The organism is Pseudoxanthomonas sp. z9, assembly GCF_006542425.1.
Classification (GTDB): domain Bacteria; phylum Pseudomonadota; class Gammaproteobacteria; order Xanthomonadales; family Xanthomonadaceae; genus Pseudoxanthomonas_A.
Genome location: NZ_VFID01000014.1, coordinates 126164 through 137901 on the forward strand (window position 1 = coordinate 126164; position 11738 = coordinate 137901).

The 11738-nt window shown below is 68.1% G+C and carries 16 protein-coding genes; 6 read left to right on the forward strand and 10 right to left on the reverse strand.

Going from position 1 to position 11738, the window contains the following annotated elements:
• Window positions 1-18 precede the first annotated feature (18 nt).
• On the reverse strand, window positions 19-438 hold the full coding sequence (locus FG323_RS16660; RefSeq protein WP_141455843.1) for a hypothetical protein: 420 nt from the start codon (window positions 436-438) through the stop codon (window positions 19-21).
• Between the two features lie 108 nt (window positions 439-546).
• On the opposite strand from FG323_RS16660, the gene sufT reads away from it, so the two are divergent.
• Together sufT and FG323_RS16670 are read left to right on the forward strand one after the other, a co-directional pair.
• Window positions 547-1098 (forward strand): putative Fe-S cluster assembly protein SufT, encoded by a 552-nt coding sequence (gene sufT, locus FG323_RS16665; RefSeq protein ID WP_141455844.1) that lies wholly within the window; start codon window positions 547-549, stop codon window positions 1096-1098.
• A gap of 50 nt (window positions 1099-1148) precedes the next feature.
• Window positions 1149-2255 (forward strand): branched-chain amino acid aminotransferase, encoded by a 1107-nt coding sequence (locus FG323_RS16670; protein WP_141455845.1) that lies wholly within the window; start codon window positions 1149-1151, stop codon window positions 2253-2255.
• A gap of 75 nt (window positions 2256-2330) precedes the next feature.
• Here the strand turns inward: FG323_RS16670 and FG323_RS16675 are convergent, their stop codons facing one another.
• Window positions 2331-3194, reverse strand: a complete 864-nt coding sequence (locus tag FG323_RS16675; RefSeq protein ID WP_141455846.1) for a DMT family transporter — start codon at window positions 3192-3194, stop codon at window positions 2331-2333.
• A 125-nt stretch (window positions 3195-3319) separates the two neighbouring features.
• On the opposite strand from FG323_RS16675, the gene FG323_RS16680 reads away from it, so the two are divergent.
• The gene (locus tag FG323_RS16680; RefSeq protein ID WP_141455847.1) at window positions 3320-4708 is read left to right on the forward strand and encodes a PLP-dependent aminotransferase family protein; all 1389 of its coding nucleotides are present in this window, start codon (window positions 3320-3322) and stop codon (window positions 4706-4708) included.
• A gap of 46 nt (window positions 4709-4754) precedes the next feature.
• On the opposite strand, the gene FG323_RS16685 is transcribed toward FG323_RS16680, so the two are convergent.
• The 4 genes from FG323_RS16685 to wrbA are packed head-to-tail and all read right to left on the reverse strand — an operon-like array spanning window position 4755 to window position 6952.
• Window positions 4755-5240, reverse strand: coding sequence for an asparaginase domain-containing protein (locus FG323_RS16685; protein WP_141455848.1), 486 nt, complete (start codon window positions 5238-5240; stop codon window positions 4755-4757).
• A gap of 1 nt (window position 5241) precedes the next feature.
• Complete coding sequence (locus FG323_RS16690) at window positions 5242-5973, reverse strand: hypothetical protein (RefSeq protein WP_141455849.1); 732 nt, start codon at window positions 5971-5973, stop codon at window positions 5242-5244.
• 44 nt (window positions 5974-6017) lie between these two features.
• Window positions 6018-6356 (reverse strand): DUF2069 domain-containing protein, encoded by a 339-nt coding sequence (locus tag FG323_RS16695; RefSeq protein ID WP_141455850.1) that lies wholly within the window; start codon window positions 6354-6356, stop codon window positions 6018-6020.
• Entirely contained in the window at window positions 6353-6952 is a 600-nt protein-coding gene (gene wrbA, locus FG323_RS16700; RefSeq protein WP_141455851.1) for an NAD(P)H:quinone oxidoreductase, read from the reverse strand. The genes FG323_RS16695 and wrbA overlap by 4 nt, the downstream gene beginning before the upstream one ends.
• 91 nt (window positions 6953-7043) lie before the next feature.
• Between wrbA and FG323_RS16705 the strand changes: the two genes are divergently transcribed.
• Genes FG323_RS16705 through FG323_RS16715 form a run of 3 tightly spaced genes read left to right on the forward strand, consistent with a single transcriptional unit; the run spans window position 7044 to window position 9165 of the window.
• Window positions 7044-8321, forward strand: coding sequence for a YihY family inner membrane protein (locus tag FG323_RS16705; protein WP_141456023.1), 1278 nt, complete (start codon window positions 7044-7046; stop codon window positions 8319-8321).
• Window positions 8318-8899, forward strand: coding sequence for a TlpA disulfide reductase family protein (locus tag FG323_RS16710; protein ID WP_141455852.1), 582 nt, complete (start codon window positions 8318-8320; stop codon window positions 8897-8899). The genes FG323_RS16705 and FG323_RS16710 overlap by 4 nt, the downstream gene beginning before the upstream one ends.
• Window positions 8899-9165, forward strand: coding sequence for an acylphosphatase (locus FG323_RS16715; protein WP_141455853.1), 267 nt, complete (start codon window positions 8899-8901; stop codon window positions 9163-9165). The genes FG323_RS16710 and FG323_RS16715 overlap by 1 nt, the downstream gene beginning before the upstream one ends.
• A gap of 67 nt (window positions 9166-9232) precedes the next feature.
• Here the strand turns inward: FG323_RS16715 and FG323_RS16720 are convergent, their stop codons facing one another.
• The 4 genes from FG323_RS16720 to moaB form a co-directional block, all read right to left on the reverse strand.
• Complete coding sequence (locus FG323_RS16720; protein ID WP_141455854.1) at window positions 9233-9937, reverse strand: hypothetical protein; 705 nt, start codon at window positions 9935-9937, stop codon at window positions 9233-9235.
• 143 nt (window positions 9938-10080) lie between these two features.
• Window positions 10081-10857, reverse strand: coding sequence for a polyphosphate kinase 2 (gene ppk2, locus FG323_RS16725; protein ID WP_141455855.1), 777 nt, complete (start codon window positions 10855-10857; stop codon window positions 10081-10083).
• Window positions 10854-11204 (reverse strand): helix-turn-helix domain-containing protein, encoded by a 351-nt coding sequence (locus tag FG323_RS16730; RefSeq protein ID WP_141455856.1) that lies wholly within the window; start codon window positions 11202-11204, stop codon window positions 10854-10856. The genes ppk2 and FG323_RS16730 overlap by 4 nt, the downstream gene beginning before the upstream one ends.
• 14 nt (window positions 11205-11218) lie before the next feature.
• A complete protein-coding gene (gene moaB / locus FG323_RS16735) occupies window positions 11219-11737 on the reverse strand; it encodes a molybdenum cofactor biosynthesis protein B (protein WP_141455857.1) in 519 nt (172 codons plus the stop codon).
• Between the last annotated feature and the right edge of the window lies 1 nt (window position 11738).

The following is an 11738-nucleotide window of genomic DNA, read 5'->3' on the forward strand; positions in this document are numbered from 1 at the left end:
TTCCATCCGGGTCGCGCGCTACTTCGCCAGCCAGGCCGCCAACAGCGGAGACACCAGCAGGCAGGCCCAATCCAGCGTGCCGTTGGCGAGCTGGGCCAGGGTCCAGGCATGGGAGAGCCCCAGCCGCAGCGCCGATTCCCAGGGCAGCAGGCCGAGCACGAAGCCGAGCTGGCTGGCGATGATGAACCAGTTCGCCAGTACCGCCATCACGACTGTCGCCAGCGCGGCCACCAGTGCGCGGCGGCCACCCGGGCGCACGCCGGCGAAGCGCAGGAGCACGGCCGCGTCCAGCGCCGCCAGCAGCGCCATCCAGCCGGACTGTCGTCCCAGGTAGAGCGCCAGCAGCACCCAGATCAGGCTGAAGCACAGGCCACCGAGCAGCAGGATGATCGGGGCCAGCCAGCGGGAGGATGGCGTGGGAGGGGCGGCGGGCGGCATGAAGGCTCCGGCAGGGGGCCGCCAAGGATAAGGCCTGCCGGCCCCGCCCGGGCTGCCGCGATACAATGTCGGCCTTGCGCGCCCCCCACGCGCCCCCATGTGAACGGCATGTATTCCCGCAGCAGCGAACCCGTCCAATTCGAGCGTGACTGTCCCGCGGTGCTGGTACCGCAGGGCGAGAGCGTGACCCTGCCGGCAGGCACCTACGGCTACATCACCCAGGCGCTGGGTGGCAGCTACACGGTCTTCGTGGAAGGCAACCTGTTCCGCATCGCCGGCAAGGATGCCGATGCGATCGGCAAGGAGCCGACCGAGCCGCTCAGCCTGCCGGACAACGCCAGCGACGACGAAGTCGAGCAGATGGTGTGGCAACAGCTGCGCACCTGCTTCGATCCGGAAATCCCGTTCAACATCGTCGATCTGGGGCTGGTCTATGAAGCCCGGCTCAACCACCGCGACGATGGCCAGCGCGAGGTCGAGGTGAAGATGACCCTGACCGCGCCCGGCTGCGGCATGGGCGAGATCCTGGTCGACGACGTGCGCAGCAAGCTGGAGATGATTCCCACCATCGCCGAGGCGGACGTGGAACTGGTGTTCGACCCGCCGTGGGGCCGCCACATGATGTCGGAAGCCGCCAAGCTGGAAACCGGCATGCTCTGAGCGCCTGCGCGCTTTTCCCTTTTTTCGCAGTGGAATACAGGAAGCAAGTGATGAACGTCGCCAACGCCGCCCCCCTGGTCTACCGGGTCGAACGCTCCGCCCAGGCCCGCAGCACCGCCGAGCGCGAGAAGATCCTCGCCGCGCCGGGTTTCGGCCTGCATTTCACCGACCACATGGTCGCCATCGAGTGGGACAAGGCGCAGGGCTGGCACGACGCGCAGGTGCGTCCCTACGGTCCGCTGGCGCTGGATCCGGCCGCGTCCGTGCTGCACTACGGCCAGGAAATCTTCGAGGGCATCAAGGCCTATCGCCACGCCGACGGCTCGATCTGGACCTTCCGTCCCGACGCCAACGGCGCGCGCCTGCAACGTTCCGCCCGCCGCCTGGCGATGCCGGAACTGCCGGTGGCCGAGTTCACCGAATCGTTGCGCCAGCTGATCGCCGTGGACGCCGACTGGGTGCCGGGCGCGCCGGAAACCAGCCTGTACTTCCGTCCCTTCATGATCGGCACCGAAGCCTTCCTCGGCGTGCGCGCCGCGCAGAAGGCCGGCTACTACGTCATCGCCAGCCCGGCCGGCGCGTACTTCGCCAAGGGCGTGGCGCCGGTGTCGATCTGGCTGTCCACCGACTACGCGCGCGCCGCCAAGGGCGGCACCGGCGCGGCCAAGTGCGGCGGCAACTACGCCGCCTCGCTGCTGCCGCAGCAGGAAGCGCAGGCGCAGGGCTGCTCGCAGGTGCTGTTCCTGGATCCGGTCGAGGGCAAGTACCTGGAAGAACTGGGCGGCATGAACGTGTTCCTGGTCTACAAGGACGGCACGATCGTGACCCCGGAACTGTCCGGCAGCATCCTGGAAGGCGTGACCCGCTCCAGCATCCTGCAACTGGCCCGCGATCGCGGCCACAAGGTCGAAGAGCGGAAGGTCTCCATCGACGAGTGGAAGCAGGGCGTGGCCTCGGGCGAAATCGCCGAAGTGTTCGCCTGCGGCACCGCCGCCGTGATCACGCCGATCGGCGAGTTGAAGGGCCGCGATTTCTCGGTTGGCGATGCGAGCGCGCCAGCCGGTGAAGTGACCATGGCCATCCGCAAGGAACTGACCGACATCCAGTACGGCAAGATTCCCGATCGGCACGGCTGGCTGGTCAAGCTGCGCGACTGAAGCGCGACGCCAGTGACATGACGAAAAGGCCGGGCATTGCCCGGCCTTTTTCGTTTGCTGGAATCACTACGATTGTCAGGTCGCGAACTTCTTCGCGCCGGCCACGCAGGCAACCACGCCCAGGGTCACCGCGAGCATCGTCCAGCTCACCGTTTCGCCCAGCAACAACGCCGCCAGGGCGAGTCCGAAGAACGGTTGCAGCAGCTGCAACTGTCCGACCGCGGCGATGCCGCCCTGCACCAGACCGCGATACCAGAACACGAAGCCGATCAGCATGCTGAAGAGCGAGACGTAGGCCAGCCCGAGCCAGGCCGGTGTACCCACCGGGGCAAATGAATCCGGCCGCGACGCGAACGTGATGGGCAGAACCACCGGCAGCGACAACGCCAGCGCCCAGCAGATCACCTGCCAGCCGCCGAGCCGGCGGGACAGCCGCGCGCCCTCGGCATAGCCCAGGCCGCACACGAGAATCGCGGCCACCATCAGCAGATCGCCGGCCCATGACGCCTCCGCATCGTGCAGGAGCGCATAGCCCGCGACGCACAGACTGCCCAGCACCGAGAACAGCCAGAACATCGCCCGCGGCCGCTCGCCGCCGCGGATCACCCCGAAGAGCGCCGTGCTCAGCGGCAGCAGGCCGACGAACACGATCGTGTGCGCCGAGGACACGTGTTGCAGGGCGAGCGCGCTCAGCAGCGGATAGCCGACCACCACGCCCAGCACCACCACCGCCAGCGAGGGCAGGTCGGACCGATCCGGGCGTGGCTGGCGGAACCCCCGCAGCAGCAGCAGCGCGAGCAGGCCGGCGATCGCGGCGCGGGCGGCGGTCAGGAACACCGGATCCAGATCCAGCACCGCCACCCGGGTGGCCGGCAGCGAGCCGGCGAAGATCACCACGCCGATGAAACCGTTGATCCAGCCGCTGCTCGCCTTGTCCATTGCCTGACTCTCGGGGAATGCGGCCAGTGGACCATGCCGGCGCCGTCATCCCCAGATACAATCCAATACAGTTGCAAGTAACTGTTATGCCTTGTTGGGCCATACGGTTGAGAGGAGGGAGCGCGATGGGCCGGCAGTCGGGGAGTACCCGCATCGATCAGGTAATGGCGGCCATTCGGGCGCGGATCGCCGCGCGCGCCTATGGGCCCGGCACGCGGTTGCCTTCGGTGCGCGCGCAGGCGAAGGCGATGCAGGTCTCGGTGTCCACCGTGGTGGAAGCCTACGAGCGCTTGGCCGCCGAGGGCGTCATCGGTTCGCGGCCGGGTTCGGGTTTCTATGTCGCCGGGCCCGTCGCGCCGCTGGCGCTGGCGCGGATGGGGCCGCGGCTCGACCGGGAAGTGGATCCGATGTGGATTTCGCGGCAGTCGCTGGAAACCGACGCGGCGATGCTCAAGCCTGGCTGTGGCTGGCTGCCTGCGACGTGGATGTACGAGTCGGGCATGCGCCGCGCGCTGCGCGCGGTGGCGCGGACCGACACGGTGTCGCTGGCCGATTACGCCACTCCACTCGGTGCGCCGGCGCTGCGGCAACTGCTGGCGCGGCGGCTGGCGGGCAACGGGGTGGAGGCATCACCGGACCAGATCATGCTGACCGATTCCGGCACCCACGCCATCGATCTGATCGCGCGCTTCCTGCTCGAACCCGGCGACGCCGTACTGGTCGATGATCCCTGCTACTTCAATTTCCACGCGTTGCTGAAGGCGCATCGGGTCAAGGTGGTCGGCGTGCCCTACACGCCGTCAGGGCCGGATCTGGAGGCGTTCGCGGCCGCATTGCAGGCGCAGGCGCCCCGGCTCTACATCACCAATTCGGGACTGCACAACCCGACCGGCGCGGTGCTGTCGCCGGTGACCGCGCACCGGCTGCTGAAGCTGGCGGAGATGTCGAACCTGGTGATCGTCGAGGATGACATCTTCGCCGACTTCGAAACCGCGCCTGCGCCGCGGCTGGCGGCGTTCGACGGCCTGTCGCGGGTGATCCAGATCGGCAGTTTCTCCAAGACCCTTTCGGCATCCCTGCGCTGCGGCTTCATCGCCGCGCGCCCGGACTGGCTCGACGCGCTGGCCGATCTCAAGCTCGCCACCGGTTTCGGCGGCAGCCGGCTGGCCGCCGATGTCCTGCTGGCGGCGCTGACCGACAGCGGCTATCGCCGGCACATGGAGGGCGTGCGGTTGCGCCTGGCCGATGCGCGCGGGCGGGTCATCGCGAAGCTGGGCGAGGTCGGCATCACGCCGTGGCTGACGCCACAGGCCGGCATGTTCCTGTGGTGCCGGCTGCCGGCCGGCGTCGATGCGGCGCGCCTGGCCCGCGACTGCCTGGAGGACGGGATGGTGCTGGCGCCCGGCAATGCCTTCAGCCCGTCGCCGGAGGCGGGGCGCTTCATGCGCTTCAACGCCGCGCAGTCGCTGGATCCGCGGATCCACGCCGCGCTGAAGCGTGCGCTGGCGGCCTAGCTGCCCATTGCCGTGCGGGACGGCGGGTGCGGCGGCGCGGCCCGGATCAGGCCGCTTCGAAACGGTTGGCGGCGACGTTCTTGCGGACCTTGGCCGGATCCCAGATGCGGCCGTTCATGGCGATGTAGACGCCCGGCGGCAGCGACTGCACCGCGCCGACCGCGCAACCGATGTTGAATTCCGCGTCCGAGCCACGGAAGCGTGCCGGATTGAGCGCGCCGGTCATCACGATGGTCTTGTCCGGAATGGACGTGAGCACGTGGCCGGTCTGCACCATCGAGTCGGTACCGTGGGTGATCAGCACGTGGCGCGCCGGCTGCGCGGCGACGGTGGCGCGGATCAGCTCGCGGTCCTCGTCGGTGATGTGCAGCGAGTCCTTGCGGATGATCGGGATGACGGTGAAGCGGAACGCCACCCCGAGTTCCTTCAGGATCTGGCCGATCTGCGGATCGCCGATCTGGTAGTCGGACTTGTCGTCGAAATAGATCTTGTCGATCGTGCCGCCGGTGGTGACGATCAGAAGTTCTTCCATCTCAGGGCTCCTGCGCGGCCGCGGCTTCCGCGGCGCGCGCTTCTTCGGGGGTGACCAGGTGATAGCCGTCGCCGTATGCCTCGCACAGCGCCAGCCATGCCGCGCCCGGGGGCGCGACAACCTGCCAATTATCGCCGTTCCTTTGGCTGAACGTGCACCGGGCGGGCGCATCCTCGTCTTCGCTCGCGATATCCGCGCCAATGGTGATCATCAGCGTCATGTTGTCGTAGTCGCGCAGGCGCGGCGGACCGCCCAGCGGCCAGGCGTGGTATTCCCAGGCGCAGCAACTGGCGCGCCCGGACTCGACCAGGTGGCCGTCGATCACGCGCAGGTCCGCGTAGCCGCCGCTGAAGAAATGGAAGAGTTTGCCGGTGGCCGGATCCCGGCGATAGAGATCGCCCAGGCAGTTCGGGCCGGCACCACACATGCCGCGTGTTTCCACTTCGAAGAAGCCATCCTGATCAATGTCGACAAGGTCGACATCGCGCAGGGGTTCTTCCATGGCGTCGGTCCCCAGCGTCAGCGCCGGTTGGAACCGCGAGCCGCCCGGAGCGGCAATCGCCACCTCGTAGCGGGGCGGCGACACCGTCCCATCGGCACCGGCCGCGTCGCATCGGACCGCCAGGCGCAGGCGCGAGCCGTCCGCCTGGGTGACGACCTGTTCGCGCGGTTGGCATTCGCCGCCATCCTCACCGGCGAACGCGGGCGAGACCACGCACAGCGACAACAGCAACAGCGCAGGCCAACGCGGAAGCCGCCGCCACGTGCCGCAGGCAATCACGGTTTGGCCTTGCGACCGAAGCGGGCGCGTAGCGCCGGCCAACTGGTGGCCAGCACGATGCCCACCGCCAACACGATGCCGCCCCACGCGTAGCCGGCCTCGGCCGGCCGCGACCAGGCGACCATCACCGCATGGGCGAACCAGAACAGGGCGAACACCCCGGCCCAGTAAGGTGCCCTCGGTCGATGCAGGAAATGCCCCAGCGCCAGCAGCAATGGCGGCAGGCAGAACACCAGCAGCACGGCCGGATAATGGCGATCACCGCGGAACCACAGCGCGTACAGGGCCGCCAGCACCAGCAGCATCAGCGCGGACGCGAGGCGCGGACGCGTCATCGCCGCGCCTCCAGCCGACGCGCGACATCGGCCACGCGACGACCGAGCGCACGCGCCAGCGCGGCTTCATCGTCGCTGAGCACGGGGTCGTCGCTGCCACCGGCCACGTGGCTGGCGCCATAGGGCGAACCGCCGGTGCGGGTGGTGCTCAACAATGTCTCGGTGAACGGAATCCCGACCAGCACGCAGCCGTGATGCAGCAACGGCAATTGCATCGACAGCAGGGTCGATTCCTGTCCGCCATGCTGGGTCGCGGTGGAGGTGAATACCGCGGCGGGTTTGTCGACCAGGGTTCCGCTGGCCCATTCCGCGCCCAGGCCGTCGATGAAATGCTTGAGCGGGGCGGCCATGTTGCCGAAGCGGGTGGGGCTGCCGAGGATGAGGCCGGCGCATTCGACCAGGTCGCGCGCTTCCACGTAGGGCGCGCCTTCCTCGGGGACCGGAGGCGCGGCCTGCTGGGTGACCGGCGCCACGGGCGGCACCGTGCGCAGGCGCGCTGCCATGCCCTCGACCTCGCCGATGCCGCGCGCGATCTGCCGGGCCAGGCGGGCTACCGATCCGCCGCGGCTGTAGTAGAGCACCAGGATCTCGGCCATGCATCGGTCCATTCGCCTCAGGGCCGCCTAGTATCCCCCGGGGAACGCGGCGATGTCGCGTCGCGGACGCATCGGTTACCCTTTCGGCGTCATGGAGCCACTGGATTCCGTCAATCGCTGGACCGACCGCCTGCGCGACCGCGCGCGCGCCGGTACCTTCTTCCGTTTCCTGGCCAAGCGTTTCCTTGACGATCGGCTGTTCCAGGCGGCGGCATCGCTGGCCTACACCACCCTGTTCGCGCTGGTGCCGCTGGCGATGGTGGTGTTCGGGGTGTTGTCGGCATTCCCGGTGTTCGATCGCTGGAGCGACCAGCTCAGCGACTACATCTTCTCCAACTTCGTGCCCAACGCCGCGCGTTCGGCGGAGATCTACATCAAGCAGTTTTCCGCCAGCGCGGGCCAGCTCACCGCGGTCGGCGTGATCGTGCTGGTGATTTCCCTGCTGATCACGCTCAACAGCGTCGAGGCGACCTTCAACCGGATCTGGCGGGTGGCCTCATCGCGGCCCAAGTTCGGCCGCTTTCTGGTGTACTGGACGGTGCTGACCCTGGGCGCGCTGGTGGCGGCGGCGTCGCTGGCCATGTCGGCCCGTTTCTTCGCCTTGCCGCTGTTCGCGACCAGCGAGGGCCAGGTGCTGCGCACCTTCGTGCTGACCCTGGCGCCGCTGCTGATCGAGTTCGCCGCCATCACCATGATCTACCGGGTGGTGCCGCACCGGACCATCAAGCTGCGCTACGCGATGGCCGGCGCCTTGCTGGCCACGGCCCTGCTGGAACTGGTCAAGTGGGGACTGGGCCTGTACCTGGGCAGCTTCAACACCTACCAGAAGATCTACAGCACCTTCGCCGCGGTGCCGATCCTGCTGATGTGGATCTACCTGTGCTGGGTGGCGATCCTGATGGGGGCGTCGCTGGCGTCGGCGATGGCGGCCTTCCGTTACCAGCCGGTGTCGATGCGGCTGCCGCTGGGCTACGAAATCTATGGCCTGCTGCGCATGCTGGGCCGCTTCAACGAAGCCCGCGCGCAGGGCCAGGGCCTGCACAGCGACCAGATCCTGGCGCTGGAACCGATCCTGACCGATTCGCTGATCCAGCAGATGCTCGGCCAATTGGCCGACATCAACCTGCTGCGCCGGGCCGAGGAGGGCGAATGGCTGCTGGCGCGGGATCTGGACGACATGACCCTGGCCGAACTCTACGAGGCCTGCCAGTTGCGCATTCCAATCGCCGAGGCGCACCTGCCGTGTCGCGACGATTCGCTCGGCATCGCCGCGCGCCGCGCGCTGGACGAATTGCGGGTGCCGCTGCGCGAACTGCTCAAGCGCCGGGTCAGCGACATCTATCTGGATTCCAACGAGGACAATCGATGAGAGTGGTGCTGACAATCCTGCTGGCGGGCACGCTGGCGCTGGCCGGTTGCAAGCCTTCGACGCCGGCCGCCCCCGCTGGGACCGGTGAACCAAAACCGGCCGCGAAAGCGCCCGCGGCCGACGCCGGCAACGGCAACGGCATGCAGATCCGGGAAACCACCGCGGACCTGCCGACGCTGGTGGTCGATACCGTGGATGGCGGACGATTCGACCTGTCCGCGCAGCGCGGCAAGTGGGTGGTGGTCAACTTCTGGGCCACCTGGTGCGCGCCCTGCCTGAAGGAGATGCCGGAACTGTCGGCGCTGGACGCGATGCGCGAGGACGTGCAGGTCGTCGGCCTGGCCTACGAGGACATCACCGCTGCCGACATGCAGGCGTTCCTGAAGGAACACCCGGTGGTCTATCCGATCGCCATCCTGGACGTGATGGCGCCGCCGGCCGATTTCGCGACGCCGCGCGGGCTTCCCACCACCTATCTGATCTCGCCGGAAGGCAAGGTGGCCAAGGCGTTCGCCGGTCCGGTCACCGCGCGCGAACTGGAAGCCCTGATCGCGCAGCCGGTGGGCAAGCCCGGCTGATGGACGCGGTCCGTTTCCTGATCGAAGGCAAGGTGCAGGGCGTGTTCTTCCGCGCCTCCACCCGTGAGCAGGCGCGCCGACTGGGCCTGGCGGGCATGGCGCGGAACCTGCCGGATGGACGCGTGGAAGTGATTGCGGCCGGCGAGCCGGAGGCCATCGAGACGCTGGCGGGCTGGCTGCACCATGGTCCGCCACAGGCGCGGGTCGAGCGGGTGGAACGCTCGCCGTGGACCACGCCGGTGCCGCCGGGATTCGACGTCGGCTGAAGCGCGCTCGCATAACAAAAGAGGCGGCCTGGTGGCCGCCTCTTTGTTTGCGCTGGATCGATCCGGCCTACTTCTTGCCGTGGCCGTTGCCCTTGTCCTTGCCACCCTGTCCTTGTCCCTGACCGTGGCCCTTGCCCTTGCCGCCGCCGCTTTGCACCGGAGGACCGTGCTCGCCGCCGCGGCCCTTGTCGGAGGCCGCGTGGCCGTTGCCCTGCGCCGGACGCGAGTTCTTGCCGCCGCCGTTGCCGTTGCCGGCATTCGCCGGCTTGCCCTTGCCAGGACCATGCTTGGACCAGTCGACATGCACGTTGCGATCCACCGCGACCGGATAGCCCCAGCGGTCATAGGTGCGCGAGAAGCCATTCTTCAGCGCATGGAATTGCGACGAGCCGGGCTTGATGCCCATGCGCTTGGCGATGGCGCCCCAGCCCTGGCCGGGATTGCGCTCGTACTCATGGACGACGTCGATGCAGGGCAGGCGCAGGATGTGCGCGATGGCGCAGGCGTAGTAGATGTCGCCCGCCGACCAGCGCCGGCCGAACAGATCCGTCACCAGCGAGCGCGGCGCACCGTAATAACCGGTCATCTCGTCGATGAAGGGCTCGCGGTAGCGCGAACCGTAGTCGTTGATCTCGATCAGGCGGGTATCCACCCACGCATCGCCCGTGCGGAAGTTGTAGCCGACCACCTGCGCATCCGCGGCCGAGGCGGTGGCAAGCAGCAGGCCGGCGCACAGCGCCAGCAGCGGTCTGGAATGGCGAACGGTATTCATGGGCACTCCTTTTGCAGGTGCGTTGCTGATGCATCGCAGGGTGCGGCGAGTCTTGGGAGAACGGACTGAATCGGCGGTGAAACGACTTACGTAACCGGCGTTCCACATGGGAAACATTCAGCCCCGCAGGCCGGCAGCGCAGGTCAAATCGGAAACGGCTTGATCGGCTTGAGCACGCCGTACTTTTCCTTCTGCGGCTTGCCCTTCAGCGGCGGAAGGCCGAAGGTTTCCAACTGCACATGGGTGTCGGGCAGGCGATCCAGCAGGTCGCGGATCAGGGTCAGCCGTCCGCGTCGCTGGTCGTTGAAGTCGACCAGCGTCCACGGCGCATCAGTGGTGTGCGTGGCCTTGAACATGGCTTCGCGGGCGGTGGTGTAGTCCGCGTATTTCTCGCGCGCCTTCAGATCGATGGGTGAGAGTTTCCAGCTCTTGAGCGGTTCCTCGGCGCGTTCGGCGAAGCGCTCTTCCTGGCGCGCCTGGTCAACCGCCAGCCAGTACTTGAACAGCAGGATGCCGTCGTCCACCAGCAGCTTCTCGAAGATCGGCACCTGGGCCAGGAACCGGCGATACTCGGTGGCGGTGCAGAAGCCCATTACCTTTTCCACCCCGGCGCGGTTGTACCAGCTGCGATCGAACAGCACGATTTCGCCCGCCGCCGGCAGATGGGCGATGTAACGCTGCAGGTACCACTGGGTGCTCTCGCGTTCGCCGGGCTTGGGTAGCGCGGCCACATGGCACTGGCGCGGATTGAGGTGTTCGCGGATGGCGTTGATGGCGCCGCCCTTGCCGGCGGTATCGCGGCCTTCCATCAACACCACGATGCGCGCGCCCGCGTGCGCGGCCCAGCGTGCCATCGCCGCCAGCTCCAGTTGCAACGGCTTGAGCAACTGCTCGTATTCCTTGCGCTTGAGTTCCTTCATGGGGTCTTCTTCCGGCGGTTCTGGCGGGTGGTGCCGGCCATGCCGCGCGCCACTTCCAGCAGCGCGCCCTGCTGGCGGGAATTCAGTTCGCGGTACGCGGCCAGCAGATCGTGTTCGCCGCGCGTGCGCGCCGGATCCAGCTGGGTGGCCAGTTCCGCCAGCAACGCGCCGGCCGGTACGCCGAACGCGCGGGCGAGGGCGGCCAGCTGATCCTTGCCGGGCAGCTTGTCGCCGCTCATCCACGATCGGACGGTCGCGGCGCCGACCTTGGGAATGGCGGTGGCGATGTCGGCGGCGCTGAGTCCGCTGGCCTTGGCGAGCATGCGCAGGGTGGCGTCGATGGACATGGCCGTTCCTGTAGTCATTCCTTGAGGCGGGGCCGCAGGGTGGCGAGGTTGCAGGGCCGGGTGCGGGCGTCGAGTTGTGCGGAGATGATGCGTTCCCAGGCCGTGCGGCAGGCCGAGGTGGAGCCGGGCAGGCAGAACAGGAAAGTGCCGTTGGCAAGTCCGGCGAAGGCGCGCGACTGCAGCGAGGACGTACCGATTTCCTCGAAGCTGATCGCGCGGAACAACTCGCCAAAGCCCGGCATCTCCTTGTCGAGCAGCGGCAGCAGGGCTTCCGGGGTGGAATCGCGGCCGGTGAAGCCGGTGCCGCCGGTGACGAGGATGCCGTCCACCGCCGGATCCGCGATCCAGCGCGAAACCAGTGCACGCAGCTGGTAGCGGTCGTCCGGGAGCAGGCTGCGCTCGGCGATCCGGTGGCCGGCGTCGGTGGCGGCGTTGGCGAGGTAGTCGCCGCTGCCGTCCTCGGCCAGGGTGCGGCTGTCGGAGACGGTCAGCAGGGCGAGGCGCAGGGGCAGGAAGTCGTTGGCATGGCTCATG